The sequence below is a fragment of the Arthrobacter sp. 01L42 genome (assembly GCF_056400005.1).
Genome location: NZ_JBFTSL010000002.1, coordinates 56,956 through 74,725, shown reverse-complemented (window position 1 = coordinate 74,725; position 17,770 = coordinate 56,956). Strand labels below are relative to the sequence as shown.

General features: G+C 68.0%; 10 protein-coding genes. All 10 read left to right on the top strand.

What is annotated here, in order from left to right; translation table 11 throughout:
- Nucleotides 1-213 precede the first annotated feature (213 nt).
- The 10 genes from AC1DN2_RS02310 (at nucleotide 214) to AC1DN2_RS02265 (ending at nucleotide 17,705) form a co-directional block, all read left to right on the top strand.
- Complete coding sequence (locus AC1DN2_RS02310; RefSeq protein WP_476849061.1) at nucleotides 214-2,958, top strand: helix-turn-helix transcriptional regulator; 2,745 nt, start codon at nucleotides 214-216, stop codon at nucleotides 2,956-2,958.
- A complete protein-coding gene (locus AC1DN2_RS02305) occupies nucleotides 2,936-5,689 on the top strand; it encodes a LuxR C-terminal-related transcriptional regulator (RefSeq protein WP_476849060.1) in 2,754 nt (917 codons plus the stop codon). The genes AC1DN2_RS02310 and AC1DN2_RS02305 overlap by 23 nt, the downstream gene beginning before the upstream one ends.
- A gap of 331 nt (nucleotides 5,690-6,020) precedes the next feature.
- Complete coding sequence (locus tag AC1DN2_RS02300) at nucleotides 6,021-8,708, top strand: LuxR C-terminal-related transcriptional regulator (RefSeq protein ID WP_476849059.1); 2,688 nt, start codon at nucleotides 6,021-6,023, stop codon at nucleotides 8,706-8,708.
- A gap of 71 nt (nucleotides 8,709-8,779) precedes the next feature.
- Nucleotides 8,780-11,413 (top strand): helix-turn-helix transcriptional regulator, encoded by a 2,634-nt coding sequence (locus tag AC1DN2_RS02295; RefSeq protein WP_476849058.1) that lies wholly within the window; start codon nucleotides 8,780-8,782, stop codon nucleotides 11,411-11,413.
- Between the two features lie 520 nt (nucleotides 11,414-11,933).
- The gene (locus AC1DN2_RS02290) at nucleotides 11,934-13,520 is read left to right on the top strand and encodes a sugar transferase (protein ID WP_476849057.1); all 1,587 of its coding nucleotides are present in this window, start codon (nucleotides 11,934-11,936) and stop codon (nucleotides 13,518-13,520) included.
- Nucleotides 13,521-13,575: 55 nt separating this feature from the next.
- Entirely contained in the window at nucleotides 13,576-14,037 is a 462-nt protein-coding gene (locus tag AC1DN2_RS02285) for an FAD synthase family protein (RefSeq protein ID WP_476849056.1), read from the top strand.
- Nucleotides 14,038-14,042: 5 nt separating this feature from the next.
- Nucleotides 14,043-15,209 (top strand): DUF1972 domain-containing protein, encoded by a 1,167-nt coding sequence (locus AC1DN2_RS02280; protein ID WP_476849157.1) that lies wholly within the window; start codon nucleotides 14,043-14,045, stop codon nucleotides 15,207-15,209.
- Nucleotides 15,206-16,003, top strand: coding sequence for a CDP-alcohol phosphatidyltransferase family protein (locus AC1DN2_RS02275; protein ID WP_476849055.1), 798 nt, complete (start codon nucleotides 15,206-15,208; stop codon nucleotides 16,001-16,003). Before AC1DN2_RS02280 ends, AC1DN2_RS02275 begins: the two co-directional genes overlap by 4 nt.
- Nucleotides 16,000-16,797 carry a hypothetical protein gene (locus AC1DN2_RS02270; RefSeq protein WP_476849054.1) on the top strand — a complete coding sequence of 266 codons (798 nt, stop codon included), beginning with the start codon at nucleotides 16,000-16,002 and terminating at the stop codon, nucleotides 16,795-16,797. The genes AC1DN2_RS02275 and AC1DN2_RS02270 overlap by 4 nt, the downstream gene beginning before the upstream one ends.
- Nucleotides 16,794-17,705, top strand: coding sequence for a hypothetical protein (locus tag AC1DN2_RS02265; protein WP_476849053.1), 912 nt, complete (start codon nucleotides 16,794-16,796; stop codon nucleotides 17,703-17,705). The genes AC1DN2_RS02270 and AC1DN2_RS02265 overlap by 4 nt, the downstream gene beginning before the upstream one ends.
- The last annotated feature ends 65 nt before the right edge of the window (nucleotides 17,706-17,770 follow it).

The window sequence follows — 17,770 nt, the reverse complement described above, 5'->3', positions numbered from 1 at the left end:
AACAGCACGCAGCCGAAACGCCCCGACCGCGGGCCGGCCCGGGCCCGCGGCGGGCGGCCGGCGACTAAGTTGCATGCGGATTGCGTGTTTCCTTTCCAAGCTTTCCGCATTCCAGCTATGATCTGTCTACTCTCACGTCGGGGGATAGGGATACGCTACTTCTAAGTGGGCAGTCCGGGGTTGCTGTCTGCAAAGCGGTACGAAGGAAACTACATGTCGAGGGATTCGCTGGGCTGGGGGAATGTTTCCACTACATTGGCACCCGCCGAAGAAGAACATGCTGCCGGCCAGGTCGCGAGACACGGCTGGTCCGGTTTGGCGCGGAACGCTGATGCCGAGCGTGTCCGCCAGGAACTGCTTGCCCAGGACCGGATGGGCGTCGTCATCACCGGCGACCGCGGCGTGGGCAAAACGCTTGTCGGCCGGACCGCCCTCGCGGGCTTCGGCCCCGAGGTGTACACCATCCAGCTCCGCAGTTCAGGGCCGGGGTCGGCAACGCCGTACGGCTGCCTCGCCTTCACCCTTGCGCGGCTCCCGCAGAGTTCCCTGGGCTCGCCGACCGCCATCCTGCACGGCATTACCTCGCTGATCCGCGACGACGCCGCCGGGCGCCAGTGCGTGATCCTGCTCGACAACGCCGGCGCCCTCGATGAACTCAGCACCGGGGTCCTGCTCAACCTGCTCCAGACCCGGACCGCCCGGTTGATCGCAACGGCCCAGCGCACCACTGACCTTCCGCCCGATTTCTACTGGCTCATCACTTCCGGCCAGCTCGCCGAGGTCCGGCTCGCCAACCTGACCGAGCTCGAGACGCTGGAGGTCCTGCAGTCAGCTTTGGGCCATCGGGTCTCGACCGCCCTGGCAAGCCAGCTGCACCAGCTGGTCGGCGGCAGCCCCACGCTCCTGCAGGCCGTCGTCTCCGAACAAATCGAACGCGGAAACCTTGTCCTGTCCGGATCCGTGTGGACACTGCTCGATGAGGTTGTGCTGGATGGCCGCACGGCGCTGGAGGATATTGTCCGGGCCAGGTATGCCAGGGAAACACCCGAGGCCCGGGAGGTCATCGACGTCCTCTCCTGCGCCCGGACCCTGCCCCTGTCCCGGCTCGCCAGGATGTACAGCCCCGGTGTCATCGCCGACATGGAAGAGGCCGGCCAGATCGTGGTCGACCGCGCGGACCGGCACCTCGTCACGCTGGGCGACCGCTACCTCGGCGACATTGTCCGCAACTGGCTCAGCGTGGAGCGCCGGCTGGAGCTCCGGGACAAGGTCCCCGGGCACCAGGAACATGAACTGGACGAGCTGACAGTCGAAGACCTGCTGGCCTACGCGGCGTGGACCCACGACTGCCACGCCCAGCTGGCCCCCGCGCACGCCGTGGCGGCTGCCAGTGCCGCCGTCAAGCTCTTCGACCCGAAATTTGCCCTCAAATGCGCCGGCAGCCTCTCTCCCTCGGACCCTGAATGGGCCGAAGGGCAGCTCCAGAAATCGGCTGCCTACCTCCAGCTCGGCCTGCCGCTGCAGGCCATGTCCGCGCTGGACGACGTCTCCGAACGGCAGGTCAACGGCCTTGCGGCCGAGAACTTTGCAGAATTCATCGCGGCGAAGGCTGACTGCATGGCGTGGCTGGACGACCGCTCCGGCCAGGTCCCCGAACTGCTTGGGCAGGCCAGGGTACGGCTCCAGGACCTGAGCCTGGACGAGCCGTCCCCCGCCCCTGCGGCGCTTGCCCGGGCGGGGCTCTGCCTGGATCTGTGCGAGTTCAACTATTTCTCTTTCATCGGGGATTTCGAGCCCATGATGCAGCGGCTTACCACCGCGGCCACCACGGACGTGCCCGGCGCCGATCCCGTGCACCGGCTCAGGTCGGCCATCATCCTGATGGAGGCCTGGTCCATGACCGGCCACGAACTCGACGCCCGCAAACTCATGCGGGAAATCGGCGGACAGCTGGGCGAGTGGTCCAACGTGCCGCGCATCCGGGAAAACTTCGCCTGGCGCTCTTTCAACGTGCTGCTCCTCTCGGGCCTGTGGCGCCAAGCCATCGACATGCTCAAGGACGCGAGCGGCCGGGCCGGGCACGGGCTGCATTCCGGCAGCGCCGCAACGGACCTCGCCGTCGGACTCGCCTATGTCTATGCCGGCCGCGGGTACATGGCTCTGGATCCGTTGCTGGCCGCGATCGCCCAGCTGGAGGTCCGGGCGAGCCTGCAGTCCCTGCGCCAGGCCTACGCCGCTACTGCGTTTGCCTACGCCCAGACCGGCAACTCGGTCCAGGCCACGATCTACCTGGACCGGGCCCGCTCGGCTGACGGCCCGGCCCGCTTCACGGTCGGCAGTTCCACCGAGTTCTGCATGGATATGGCGTCGCGGTGGCTCGGTGACCCGGAAGCCAAGGACCGGCTGATACGGACCGCGGAGGAGCATTTCCGGAAGGGCCGCTACACCCTGGCCGGCATCTGCATGCTCGGGGCCACCGTCAACGGCACCGTCAAGGATTTTCTTTTCATGGAGGAAATCGCCGGGCTGCGGCAGGGGCCGCTGGCCGAGCTGTCCAGGACGGTCGCCGTCGGCAGCCGGAAGAAGGACGCCGCGATCATGCTCGAAGCCGCCGGGCAGGCCGCGGGCCTCGAACTGGACGCCGTCCAGGCCCGGTGCGCCGCGCTCGCATTCGACTTCGCGAAGGGCGCCGGACTGACCGCCAGCGCCAACGCCGCCTACAGCATGCTGGAGAGCCTCTCGGAGTCCGTACCGGCGCTGCCCGTCATGCCGCGCAACAAGGGCCCGCTGCTGACAGACCGGGAGCGGCAAATCGCCACCCTGGCCGGGAACGGGGTCTCCAACAAGGACATCGCCCTGGAAGTGGGCATTTCCGTCAGGACCGTGGAGGGCCACTTGTACCAGGTGTTCACGAAGCTCGGCGTTTCTTCGCGAAGTGATCTGCTTGGACTCATCTAGGGGGCCGGCGGGAAACCCCGGCACGGCGCCGGCCCGCGCCTTGACCGGGAGGTCGGAAGATTTGATGTCGGCAGTGGAAGCCCTCCAGGGCGGCAGCCATGTGGCCGTGTTCGTCCTCGGCGACAGCGGGATGGGCAAATCAAGGCTCATCGATGCCGTCGTCGGGGAACTGGGCCCCGAGGTGACGCCGGTGCCGATCCACGGCAGCGCGTCGCTGACCAAGGTGCCCTACGGTGTCCTGGGTCCCTTCATCGTCGGACTGCCGGTCCAGGAAGCAACATCGCAGCTGGCCGTGCTGAGGACGCTGTGGGCGCATCTGGAAGAGCAGAAGCGGGCCACCCAGAAGCCCCTCCTGCTGGTCGTTGACGACGCACACGATCTCGACGAGGCGACGGCCGGAATCCTCGCGGAGCTGGCGGCGGCCGGCTGGGCGAAACTGCTTGTGGGCGCGGCGGCCCGGCCCGGACTGCCGGAACCGCTCCTGCAGCTCTGGTTTGAAGGCATCGCCGAGCGGCACGACCTGCGCCCGCTCACCCTCGCGCAGACCACAGAGATGCTGGAGGGCGAGCTCGGCTCGCAAGTGCTGCCAAACGTCGCCGAGATCCTCTGGGAGGCCTCCGGCGGCAACCCGATGCTCCTCAACGGGCTCCTGGACGACGCCAGGAACGACGGGACGCTGTTGCGGCGCAACGGTGTCTGGTTGTTCACCCGGCACCTGAACAGCCACGGTGACCGGCTGACCGACGTCGTGCGCCGCCAGCTGCTGCTGCGCTCGCCGGAAGAACGGCAGGCCCTGAACCTCGTGGCGCTGGCCGAACCCGTGTCCCGGGAACTGATCGAGTCGGTGGCCGGCGAAGAGGCCGTGGGATCACTGATCGACAGCGAACTGATCCGGGTCACGGACACCGGGACGGGTGAGCTGCGGCTGTGGCATACCGTGTACGGCGACACCTTGCGGAACCTGATTTCGCCGGCCAGGAGCCTGCAGCTTCGGCAGAGCCTGCTGCGCAAGATGGACAGCGAGCCGACGTCTGCCGAGGGACTGCTGCGGCAAGTGAGTTGGTCGATCGAATGTGGCGCGGAGGTCGAGGACCGGCAGCTCCTAAAGGCGGCCGTGCTGGCGAGCCGGCTTTACGAGGACGAGCTCGCCCGCAAGGCTGCCGTCCTCGTCAAGGATCCGGAACTGCAGATGGCGGCCCGCGCCGTGATAGCAAGGACCCGCTACAACGCCTCCGACTACATGGCGGCCCGCGACATCCTCGACGCCGATTTCGGGCAGGGAAACAGCATCCCCGGACTCCTGGCCGGATCCCTCCTGTGGGCCGCAACGATGTCAGCGCTGGGGCACACGCCGGCAGAGATTATCAAGCGGGCACAGGTGCTCCGACGCGCCGCCGAACGCCTCGCCGCGGCCCGGCCGGACGACGCCGGAGCCATTCACCGTGCCACGGAAGAGCGGCTGGAGATCCTGGAAGCCATGGTCCTGGCGCTGGCGGGCGAGTACGCGGCAGCCCCGGCCGCGGCGGTGTCAGGCGAGGACGCCGCTGCCGGCACCCCACCGTCGAACACCGTGCCGTCGAATACGCCACCCTCGAACACCCTCGTACAGGCGTTCCGGCTCTGCCTCGACGCGGAGCGGCTCCTGGCCGGCGGCAAGGGACTGAGTGCGCTCGCCTCGATGACCCGGGCCATCGAGGCCGCCGGGGCCGATCACGATGAGCTCTACTTCCTCACCGACTTCCTCGTCGTCCGATCGGCGGCCGCCGCAATCCACTCCGGCGACTGGCAGGGGGCGGAAAGCCTCCTGACCGGCTTCGTCGCCGGAGCCGGGCCCAACCTGATTTCCTTCGGCGGGGGAGTGCACGCGGCGCACGGCATCATTCTGCTCTACCAGGGCAAGGCCGCCCAGGCCCTGAACACGCTAAGTGCCGCGCTCGAAGCGCTGCGGTTGACCGACCCCCAGCAGCTGTTCGCGCTCACGGCGGCCATGGCCTTCGCGGCAGCCGCCGAAGTCGGTGCCCAGACGAAGGCGGAGCTACTCCTCGCCGACTTCGAGGCAGCACCCGCGGCCCTGCCGCGGTACATGCGCTCGCTGGCCGCGATGGCCGTGGTCTATGGAAAGGCCCGGCTCGGGAACTACCCGGGTGCCATCGCGGAACTGAAGCGGCTCGGCCGACCTTACCCGGAAGTGGACACCGCCGGGCTCGAACTAGACGCGCTGGCCTTCTGCCTGGCCCTGGGGGACACGGACTCGGCGCCGAGGCTGCTCGAACTCCGGGCCGGGCTCGAGGGGCCAAGGCCCGCCGCGATTTGCGCCTACGCCGCAGCCATCAGCGCGGACAACGCCGCAGACCTCCTTGAGGCCGCGAAAGCCTGTGAGGCGGCAGAATTGTGGGCCTTTGCCGCCCTTGCCTACGACGCCGCGGCGCACGCCTACCGGGCCGCGGGCGACACCCTCAGGGAGCGCATGGCCAATTCCCAGCGGAAGCGGTGCCTGGACCGGGCCGATGACCTTCCCGGCGACGAAGCGGCCAAGAACGATGACTCGCTCGGCATACTGACCCGCCGCGAGCGCGACATTGTGGCGCTGGCGGTACGCGGCCTCACTGACCGGCAGATTGCCGCAGAGCTCCAGGTGTCCGTGCGCACGGTTGAAGGCCATCTCTACCGCAGCTACGCGAAGCTCAACGTCAAGGGCCGTGAGCAGCTTCCCGGTATCGGCGGGCACTAGCGGCAAGCAAGGGAGAGGCCGCGTGGGGCCGTGTCCGCCGGCCGGCCGTGGCGGGGCCGCTTCCCCGGTGTCCGGGCCGCTACCGGCGCCGGACACGTGCGGCGGGATGGCGACTACTTGGTTTGGGCCTTGCGGCAGCGCCGGTCCAACTGAGTACAGCTACGTAGAGCGGGCGGAATACTCGCTAGGTAATCGAGTACTACTTACGCATACCGAAAATACGCGTAGTCCCTACCGTTGAGGTATCACCGCTCACACTTTGATTGCGAAGGTCTCTCATATGTTCCAGCAAGACGCCGGCTTGCCAACGGGCAGCGGCCAGACAGAAGCTATGTTTCCGGGGACTAGAAACGGCTATGGCCGAAACAAAGACAAGCCCTTCACCCGCCAGCAGGTCGCTGCCGACATCGTTGAGACCCTGACTTCGGGTTCCGGCTGCGGCATAGTACTCGTGGGCGACCACGGGGCCGGCAAGTCCTTTATCGCCCAGCGCGCCCTTGAGCAGCTCGGCGACGAGTACCTGGTAGTCCAGGTCAGGGGCAGCTCCATTTCCTCAAAGCTTCCTTACGGGGCCCTGAGCGTCCTGCTCAACGACCTCGACGCCTCCCACCTCGAGCACCCGCTGATGGTGCTCCGCGGACTGACCCAGCTGCTCCACAACAAATCCGGGGGACGGCGAATCGTCCTCTTCGTGGACAACGCCCACGATCTCGACGAGCTCTCGAGCATGATGGTAGCCCAGTTGAGCGCAGGCGCCCACGTCACCCTGCTGGCCGCGTGTGTGGACATGCCCCACGTCGGCGGCGACATCATGGGTCTGTGGAAGGATGACTTGCTTCAGCGCGTGGACCTCGGACCGTTCGACTTCGCCGAAACGGCCGCAACCCTGCATCACGAATACGGCGGCCGGTTCTCCCTGACCGCCGCCCGTGAGCTTTGGAGCGCGAGCGGGGGCAACGCCTTGTTCCTCCACTCCCTCGCCCGGGAACAGATCAAGCTGGGCACCGTGGTCCGCCACGACGGCGTATGGTTTCTGGGCGGCGGCCCCATTGCCCTGACCGGCGAGATTCGGGATGTTGTGAAGGCCCGCCTCAACCGGCTCGGCACCGGCCAGCGCGACGTCTTTGAACTGCTGGCACTTGCAGGCGCGGTCCCGCTGCAGACCCTCATGCTCATAGCCAACCCCCAGGACATGGACGCGCTCCAGGAGCGGGCCCTGATCCGCGTCACCCATGAGCATCCGCCGATGGTCAGCGTCGCCAACCCCGTGACCGCCGGAATTGTCGCCAGCGTGGTCCCACCCGGCCGCAGCGCCGAGCTCCGCCGCCGGCTCACTGCCGTGCTGCAGGAGTCAGACGCCCTGGACGCCGGCGGCGCGACGGGTGTCGCCTGGGCGCTGGACTGCGGAGAACAGGTGCACCCGCAGGTGGCACTGGCCGCGGCCCACACCGCGAACGGCGACTCGGACCCTGCGGCTGCCCTGCGGTTCATCCAGGAGGCGGAAGGAAGCGAACCCGCCGTCCTGACCGCCATCGAATCGGTGACTGCCCATATTTTGGTGAACAACCTGGAGTCCGCGCGTCGGGTCCTGGAGGCGTTGGATGATGCCGCCTGCCGGGAGCTTCCGCTGGCCGAGTGGACGGATTTGCAGCTCCTGCGGGCAGAGCTGGAAAAGCGCAGCCCGGCACCGGGCGCCGAGCCCGAGGGGCCGCTGCGGGAGCTCGCGGAGCGACTGGCCTCGGAACCGGAGCAGCACAGTGGCACGGTGGGCGCGGCCCGTGAGCAGCTTCGCCTGGCCGAGGCCAAGCTCGCGGCGTTCCAGGGACGCTACGCCGATGTCCTGGCCGCGACCGATGCCGTGGACCCGACGGACCTGGGCAGTGAATCGCGCATCGTGGCCGCTAGCGTGCGCGGCGAGGCCATGGCCGTCACCGGGAACGTCGCGTCGGCCATGGCCCTGGGCAAGCAGGTTCTGGCAGCCGCAGCCAACGTCCACCTCACGGACCGGGCAGTCCGTGAGGTCAGGGGCAGGTTCCTGCTCCTCCTCCTGCTCTCGGCAAAGTTCCGGGAGGCGTCCGCCTATCTTGACGAGACCTATGGCGGCGCTGAGCCCCAGACCCGTCTGGGCGGGATGTTCGAGATTGGGCACGGCGTCATTGATCTGCACGCCGGTCACCTGGACGACGCCGTGTCCCGGCTTCAGGCCGGCAGATGGCAGCTCCGCGCCCAGGACTCCGATGCCTTGGCCGGCCTGGCCACGGCAGTCTGTGCCTATGCCGCCGCCCTCCAAGGCGAAGAAGACACGGCAGGCGCCCTGCTGGGCGAGCTGGACCAGCCGCGGCCGCCCGCGGCCTGGCTGGCGGAGCGACTCACGCGTTATTTCGAGCTCTCGGCTCAGGCCGAGCTCGGTCAGCGGGCAGCATCCGTCCGCGCTCTGGCAGCCGAGGCGGAGAATGACACGGAATCGGCCGCCGCACCGGCGCTCCTATTCCAGTCCGCCGCCACCAGGTTGGGAGACCGCCAGATGGGCCACAAGCTCGGCAGCCTCGGCGGCCAGGTAACGGGGCAATTCGCGGCCCTGTGCTCGCGTCTGGCCGAGGGCATGCAGGAAGCCGACAGCGAACTACTACTGGGGGCGTCAAAGGACGCGGAGGCGTGCGGCAATGCCGTCTTCGCCCGCGATGCGGCCCGGAAGGCCGTCAGCTGCGCGAACGATGCCGGCAACCGGATCGCCCTGCGGATCGCCCAGCGGGCGCAACAGTCGCTCGATGACAAGTTCGGCAGTCCCAAGAACGGCCTGCACTCGCTCACAACCTCAACCCTCACGGCGAGGGAATGCGAGGTGGCGGTCCGTGCCGCTGCCGGCACGTCGAACCGCAAGATCGCGGAACAGATGCACGTATCGGTCCGCACTGTGGAGGGACACCTCTACCAGGTGTATTCGAAGCTGCACGTCGCCAGTCGATCGGAACTCAAAGATGTCATCTCAACTCCGGCAGACAGCGTCCGGCTCGGCTGACCGCTGCGGAACCCGGACGGCTTCCCGGGCGGACTTCCAGCACGGGCAGAGGGCGGCAGGAAGAACCGGCTATGGAAAGCCTGGCTGAGACCGCCCCGCTCGTCGAGCGGTCCACGCTGGTCAAGGACCTGGTGCGTTGCCTGCGCGACGACACCCGCTCAGGGGCGATCGTCGTCGGCGGGGCAGGGACGGGCAAGACCGCCGTCGTCAAAGCCGCTCTTCGCGAACTAGGATCCCGCAGTCACCTCATTCGGCTGACGGCCACACCGGCGTTGGCCGCCGTTCCCTTTGGTGCCCTGGCGCCGTACCTGTCCCGGCTTCCGGACCGGGAGCTGGATTCGTACGCCGCCGTTGTGGAGGCGATGGCAGGGAGCCTGAGAGCCGAGGCCGACCGCCCTTTGTTCGTCGTCGACGACGCGCAGTGCCTCGACCAGGGGACCATCCGGCAACTCGCGCAGGCCGCTGCGACCGGCGCAGCGGGCATCTTGGCGACTTGCCGGCCCGGGCCGATGATCCCGGGAGAATTCCTCTCCCTTTGGGACGACGGAATTATTGCCAAGTTCGATCTCGCCCCGCTCAGCCGGGCGGGGACCCACCAGCTGTGCGAACAGGTCCTGCGGGCAGACGTCTCACCATGGGTCAGCGCGGTGTTTCATGACGCCGCCGACGGGAACCCGCTCATGCTGATGTCCCTGATCCAACATGCCCGCACCACCGGAGCCCTGGGCTGCCGGAACGGAGTATGGTTCCTCCTGGCTAACCCCGACATGGCCCAGGTTCCGGCCGCCGACGTCGTGGACCGCCAGCTGCGCTCCATGACGCCGGAGGAAAAGACCGCCGCCACCATCGTTGCCCTGGCAGGACCGCTCTCCTTGGCCCAGATCTTGCGGATCAGCGGTCCCAAAGCCGTCGATGCGCTGGACACGGCAGGCATCATCGCTGTCTCCGGCGGGCACGACCGGCTCGTCCGGCCCGCGAGCCCGATAGTCGGCGAGATCATCCGGCACCGGGTCCCGGCCGGCCGCAGTTCCGCCCTGCGCTCGAGCGTGCTGTCACTTCCCTCAGAACGTGCCGCAGTGCCGGGGGCCGACCTGAACCGGCTGCGCTGGTCCCTGGACTGCGGTGTGGAAATCCCGCCCGTCCAGCTGCTCAACGCCGCTGTCGCCGCGAACACGGCGCTGGATCCCGCGACAGCTGCCCGCGCCGCCGAGGCCATCCGAGACGACCGCTTCCTCTCCGAGGCTCGAATCCAGCTCGCTTATTCCCACTTCATTTCCGGGCACCCGCAGGCCGCTGTGGTGTTCCTGGAATCGGCGCGGCCTGCGCGGCCCGGCCGACCGTCGTACCTGGCCGCCCTGCTCGCCGGCCGGCTCGGGTCCACTCCGCCGGCCCTGGATCCCGTGACCTCCATGAACCCTGCGCGACGTGCCCCGGAGGACCGGCCGTGGGCCGGGCCAGCCGCTGCAGGACTGGCCGCAGAGCTTCAGGGCCGCGCGTGGGACGGCAGATTCACGGCCGTCGAAACCGGGTTGCGCCAACTGGTCGACAGTGCCGGCACCCCTCCCGACATCCGGGTTCCGGCCGCTTCCCTACTCGCCGAGCTCCTGACCGCGCAAGGACAGCTGCGGACAGGCCTGCGCCTGGACCGGGAAGCCTGGAACGGCGCCGGCAGCGGCAGCCTGGGTCTTCCCCTGATGTTCGAGGACCTTGTGGTGCGCCACTGCCTGAACCTAATCCGGGCTGGCGACTGGGACGGGCTCGGCACGGTCCTGGAAGATTACGCGGCCCGCGAGCCGGGACGGCTGCTGTACAGCGGCGGAATGCTTCACCTCATGCGGGGATACTCCAGGCTCCGCCAGGGCAGGATGCGCGAATGCCTGGCCGAAGTGCGGCTGGGCGTGGAGGAACTTGCCATCGCCGACCCCTTGAACCTGCTGCCGTTTGCGCACGCAGTGGCAGCCTACGCCGCTTCCGCCGTCGGCCGGCACTATGAGGCAAGCCAGCAGTGCCTGGCGTTCCGGCGTTCGGTCTACCGGGAGCCCAAAACCCTGCGCCTGCTGGCCGAGGCGTATTGTCAGGCGGCGGAACCCGAGAGCGGCCCGGACCGGAACGGTGCATCCGCCTTGGTGCGGCTGGCTGACGAGGCGCTGCGCGAGGGCCTGCGGGGCGTCGAAACGGATATCAGGCGGCTCGCGTTCCGCGCCGGGGACGTCTCGGAAGCCGATGCCCTGGCCCTTAGCAGCAGGGCAGTTGACGGCCCGGAGGCGCGCCTGCTGGAATCATACGCGCTGGCCGTATCGGCGTCTGACGCCGCCGACCTCATCAGCATCAGCGACGACGCGCTGGGCGGCGGGCACGGGCTCCTGGCCCTTGAATCCGCGCAGCAGGCGGAGCGGATCCTGGCAGATGACCCGGACCGGTGGAGGCTCACCGCAGTCCAGCGCCGGGTCCATCACCGGCTCGTGGAGGCCGGCATGTCGGCGCAGCTGGAGATCGTCCACAGCGATCACGGCGCTGCGCTGACCGGCCGCGAAGCCGAGGTCCTCGATCTTGTGTCCCGCGGCGCCACGAACGCCGAGATCGCCTCGGAGCTCTGCGTCTCGCAACGGACTGTGGAGGGGCACCTTTCCCGGATCTTCGCCAAACTCGGCGTTGGCCGGCGGGCGGACCTGCTGGGCCGCGGCTCCCTGAACCCCGAGCCCTGAACGCCGCGCCCAGGGCCCCCGAAGCCCCGCACCCTGCCCTCGTGACCGCCGCCGTCGGGGGCGGCTGCGTACAGCACGGGTGGCGCGAGTGACCGGCGGGAGTATCCCCAAGTAGTGCCATTGCAAGTGGGCCCACAGAAGTCGGGTAAACGCTACTCGTGCGCAAAACCGGCCCCGGGCATTGACTTAAGTCAGTCCCACGAACAACTCACAAAGGTCTCAAAATGAGGAACTTCAGGGCGGTAATCGACCGCGGGCATGACCTGCAGGAAAGTTTGGTCTTGCAAACCATCTTGCTTGCTGAAGCAGCCACTGCCACCATTAGAGGTGGTCGTGCCGTAACCTCCCTACACCGAACTCCTTCATTGGAATCGTACGGTGCCATAACTGGCAGCCGTACGCCAAGGTCGGAGCCGGCGGCGTCAGAGCCTTCTGAGACCGAGGCTCTCCCCCCAGCCGCCGCCGGCTCCCTTAACCGGTCTACTCGCGGGTCCGCGCCGATAGGAAGCGCGAACCCGACATGAGTGCCGTCGACGAGCGCCGCAGGGGGGACCGGGCGCGGGCAAGACGTTTGACCGGCCGCGCCGCGCCGTTGCTGGCCTCGAGCGCCGGTTCGCTCGGCCGGCCATGGCCCGTCGCCCCGGCCGTGGGCCACGAGGCACCGGACGCCGTTGTGGACTCAGGCAAATCCTGGGCCAAGCGCTATCGTCGCTGGCTCCGGCTCACGGACACCGCCATTATGGCGGTCGCCGTTGCAGCCGCCTACGCTTTCCACCTCGAATCCGGCGAACCCATCCTGACCCACAGCAGGGAAGGCGGTTCGTACCTGGCCGTAAGCATTGCAATCCTCCTGGTCTGGGTCCTGGCGCTCGAAGTGCACCGCACCCGCGAAGAGACAGTCCTGGGAATCGGCTCCGAGGAATACAAACGGGTCCTGGACGCGACGCTGGGCGTTTTCGGCGGGATCGCGATCACGGTCATTGTCCTGGGCATCGATGTGGTCCGCAGCCATTTTGCCCTCGCGCTCCCGGCCGGTGCCCTCCTGCTGCTGGTCAACCGCTGGCAATGGCGGGCCTGGCTGAACCGCCAGAGGCTCTTTGGCCACTACCTTTCCAAAGTGATCGTCGTAGGGGAACCCGCGGACGTCGAGTACGTGATCCGGCAGTTCGACAAAGTGTCCGGAGCCGCCTACGAAGTCGTGGGGGCCGCTTTGCCGGCGGGCTACACCGAAAACCACCTGCAAATCTCCGCCGGGCGCGTGCCCGTCCTGTGCGACGTCGACTCTGTCGCGGGAAAGGTCGCCGAAACAGGTGCCAACGCCGTCGTGGTGGCCGGGCCGCTTCAGGGCGGCACCCGGTCCATCCGACAGCTGGGGTGGGCCCTGGAGGGCACCCGGGCCGGCCTCGTCCTGGCCTCGAGCCTGACCGACGTCGCCGGCCCCAGGATCCACTGGCGGCCCGTCGAAGGCATGCCCCTCATGCACGTGGAACTGCCGCGGTTCACCGGCTACAAGCACACGCTCAAGCGCCTCGTTGACATCGTGGCCTCGGCCGCGGCCCTATTGCTCCTTTCACCCCTGCTTTCCGCCCTGGCTTGGATCATCGTCCGCGACAGCAAGGGGCCGGTGTTCTTCCGCCAGGAACGGGTTGGACTCAACGGCGAGCGGTTCAAGATGGTCAAATTCCGCTCCATGGTCACCACCGCAGAACAGGACCTGGCGGCGCTGCTGGGCCTCAACGAGGGGGCGGGACTGCTCTTCAAGCTCAAGCACGATCCCCGCATCACCACCTGCGGGCGCTGGCTGAGGAAGTACTCGCTGGACGAGCTGCCGCAGTTCTGGAACGTCCTGAAGGGAGACATGAGCCTGGTCGGGCCACGGCCGCAGCTGCCCGGCGAAGTCGAGGGCTACGAAGGCGATGTCAGCCGGCGACTCCTGATCAAGCCCGGCATTACGGGTCTGTGGCAAATCAACGGCCGGTCCAATTTGGGCTGGGACGAGAGCGTCCGCTGGGACCTCTACTACGTGGAGAACTGGTCACTGACCGGCGACATCATGATCCTGTGGCGAACGCTCAGAGTCATTCTCCATCCGGTGGGGGCCTACTAGACACACGAAACGCCGGTACTGGGCCGGCGTCAAAAAGAAGGGCAGCAGAAACACAATGGGTCTCAAAATTGGATATGCCCCGGGGGCTTTTGACCTTTTCCACATCGGGCACCTGAACATCCTCAAGCACGCCAGGAGCCAATGCGACTATTTGATTGCCGGGGTCGTGGCGGACGAAATCCTCGAACAGGTCAAGGGCAGGTTGCCCCTCGTCCCCCTCGCCGAACGGATGGAAATCGTCGGCAGCATCGGCTACGTGGACAAAGTATTCGCTGAGGTCGTCCCGGACAAGCTCCAAGTCTGGGAGGAACTGCGTTTCAACGTTTTCTTCAAGGGTGACGACTGGAAGGGCACCCCGCAAGGCGACCGGCTGCAGACGGCTTTTGGCGCCGTCGGCGTCGAGGTCATCTACTTCCCGTACACCGTCCACACCTCAAGTTCGGCACTGCGCACGGCCCTGGAACTGATCAACCAGCCAGCCTCGCCGTCGCACGTCAGGCAAGGAGCTAGGCGGTGAGCGGCATGCACGTGGCCATGGTGGGGACGCGTGGCGTCCCGGCCCGCTATGGCGGCTTTGAAACCGCGATCGAGGAAATCGGCCAGCGCCTGGTGCAACGCGGCCACCGCATCACGGTCTATTGCCGCGACACGGGGGACGGCGCGGACAAGCCCACCGAGCACTTGGGCATGGAACTTGTCCACCTCCCGGCGATGCGCAAACGGTCCCTGGAGACGCTGAGCCACACAGGACTATCGGTTGCCCACCTGCTCCGGCATCGTCCGGACGCAGCAATCCTCTTCAATGCCGCCAACGCGCCCTACCTGCCGGCTTTCCGGACGGCGGGCATTCCGGTGGCCACCCACGTCGACGGGCTGGAGTGGAAGCGCGCCAAGTGGGGCAAAGGCGGCCAGCGCTACTACCGGGCCGTGGAACGGCTCGCGGTCAAGCTCTCGGACGCGCTGATCGCCGACGCCGTCGGGATCCAGGCGTACTACCGGCAGAAATTCGACGCCGACACAGTCTACCTCGCGTATGGCGCACCCCTGCTGGCCGCGGGTAACGCGGACAAGCTCGGGCAGCTGGACCTCACGCCGCAGGGCTACCACCTAGTGGTGGCCCGCTTCGAGCCGGAGAACCACGTCCACCTCATAGTGGACGGCTTCGTCCGCAGCGGTTCGCAGCTGCCGTTGATCGTCGTGGGTTCGGCCCCGTACTCGAACCGCTACACGAGCGCGGTCCACGCCCTGGCCGACGCCAGGGTCCGCTTTGTTGGCGGAATCTGGGACCAGGACCTGCTCGACCAGCTGTACGCCAACGCACTTGTGTACTGGCACGGCCACTCGGTTGGCGGAACAAACCCCTCGCTCCTGCGGGCCATCGGCTCCGGAACGGCGACCAACGCGTTCAACGTCAGTTTCAATCGTGAGGTGTTGGAGCACTCCGGCCGGTATTTTTCGGACCCGCAGGGTGTGGCCGGATTGGTCGCGGACGCCGAACGGCCCGACTCCGATGTGGCCGCGCGGGGCGAACAAGCCCGGGTGATCGCACACCGCTACAACTGGGACGTCGTCGCCGACGGCTATGAGGAGCTCTGCCGCGACCTCGCCCGCCTGCGCGTGCGTTCGGCCCGCAGCGCCTACCGGAGCCTCCCCGCTTCGGCCCGGCAGAGCCTGGGAGCCGGCCAATGACTGCCATCGATCCGCACGTCGAACGTGCCGCCGCGGGCTATTGGGACACCGTGAGGGCCCTGGCAGTCGGTCAGAAGGGCGCCGCACGCAGCGCGCCGGCGTATTCGCGCTACATCAACCGTCGGCTGGGACGGCTCCTGGCCGCGGCCGCGATGCGGGCAGGGCTGAGCCCGAACGCGGTGACAGCCATCAGCGCGGCCTTCACCTTCGCCGGGATCGCCCTGCTGGTCATCTTCCCGCCCTCCGGCGTGCTGGGCATCGCCGTGGCACTGTGCCTCGTGGCCGGCTACGCCTTTGATTCGGCCGACGGTCAGGTGGCTAGGATGACCGGCGGCGGGTCGCCCGCGGGGGAGTGGCTGGACCACATGGTCGACGCCGTCAAGACCTCCACGATGCCGCTGGCGCTCGCCGTCGGACTCTACCGCTTTGGCGCCGTGGACCGGGGGTGGCTCGTGGTTCCCCTGGGCGCGGCGATCGTGTCCGCGGTCCTGTTCTTCGGCATGATCCTGACCGAACAACTCCGGCGCCAGAGCGGACGGGTGTCCGTGGCGGACCCCGGCGGCCGGTCCTGGATCCGTTCGCTGCTGGTGGTCCCGATGGACTACGGCGTCCTCTGCCTGTCCTTCCTCAGCTATGGCGTGCTGCCGGTGTTCCTCACCGTCTACACGCTGATCTTCGCTGCCACTGCCGGCTTCCTGGTGTTGGCGTCAGTGAAGTGGTTCCGTGAACTCTCGGCTTCCCAGCCGCTATCCCGCCCGGCAGAACAGCCCCTCACGCAGCGAGGCCGGCGATGAACAAGCAGGTCAACACCCCGGCGGACAAGCGCCGGAAGCCCGGCCGCCGCACCCGCCTGGTGGCGACATCGCTCGGAGTCTCCGCGCTCCTGGCTGTTGGCGGCGTCGCATGGGCTTCGGGGCTCAACCACGCCGGGAACGCTCCGGAGCCCGCGGCCCGGGCGGACAGCACGGCGAGCGCTTCGGCCAAACAAGGCACCGCCCAGCCCGGTGCAGTCAGCCCCAGCGCCGGCGCCGCCGGTACGCTGGACCCGGCCGCCGCTGCCGCCGCTGCCGGCGCGCCGGCAACGGCGCCGAAACCGTCCGGCCCGCCGGAGGTCAACCCGGCACCTGTGGACCGCAAGGGCAAGTCGGACCAGGAGCTCGCGGCGATCGCCCAGCCAACCGCCGCCCCGGTGGAGCTGACGGCCAAGAAAGCCGTCAAAGGTGGCGTGTCGGCGACCATTGCGGACATGACGGCGGTCCAGGGCGTGGCAACCGGCATAGGGGAAGTGGCCGGACCGGCAGTACGGTTCAAGGTCAGCGTGGTCAACAACACCGCGACGCCGCTCGCGCTTGACCGGGCGGTCGTGGACGTCAGCTACGGCAAGGACGATGCCCCGGCCAGCCAGCTCAGCGGGCCGGAGCCGGCCGCCTTCCCGGCAAGCGTCGCACCCGGGGCCACCGGCGTCGGGGTGTTCATCTTCGCCGTGCCGCTCGACGCACGGGACACCGTGAAGATCCACTTCAACCTGGAAGCCGAGACGCCCATTGCGACGTTCGCCGGCCGTGCCCCGGCAGGGAACAAGCCATGACCCCGGCTCCGGGCGGGCAGCCGGTTTCTGTTCCCCGCCGGGTGGTCCGGCGGGCGCGCAAGTTGGGCAAGCGGCTCCGGGCCGCCTGTGCGGTGGCGTACCTGAGTGTCCGCAACCTGGTGGCACGCGGGCCCGTCACGGGATCCGCGCCGGTGGTCGTCTCCCTAACTAGTTACGGAGACCGGATCCGCACGGTGTCGCTCGGGGTGGAGTCGATTGCCCGTGGCACGGTGCGACCGCAGCGCCTTGTGCTGTGGCTGCAGTCTCCTGAAGAGATGGCGGCGTGTCCGGCGTCGCTGCGACGCCTTGAACGCCGCGGCCTGGAAATTCGGGCGGCATCCAATTACGGACCCCATACCAAGTACTACCCCTACGTCTCATCCACGCCACGGCACACCGTGCCGCTCGTGACGGCCGACGACGACATTGTCTATCCGCCGAAGTGGCTGGCGCTGCTGGTGGACGCAGGCGAGCGCCATCCAGGCACTGTGAGCGCGCACCGGGTCAGCATCATGGGGATCGAGGGGGACCAGGTATCCGGCTACGCGACCTGGCCAAGGGCCCGTGACACCGCCGTGCGGGCGGGAAACTTCGCCACCGGCGTGTCAGGCGTCATCTACCCGCCGGCGATGCTGGAAGCGCTGCGGCTGCACGGGGACGGCTTCCTGAACTCCTGCCCACGCGCGGATGACATCTGGCTGAAGTGGGTGGCCCTGGGCGCTGGAATCCCGGTGCGCCAGATCGGGCCGGTGCCCCGGCACTTCCCGATCATTCCCGGCAGCCAAGGCCAGACCCTCATGAGCACAAACGTAGGAGAGAACCAAAACGATCACTGCATTCGAGGCCTCTTTTCGGCCGAGGATGTGGCCGCGCTGGGTGCCAGCACGGCCAGTCATCAACCGAACTAGGGGGACAACAAAATGCTCAGGAAAGCAACGCTGGGGAGCGCCCGGGGGAGAGGGGCACGGCCGCC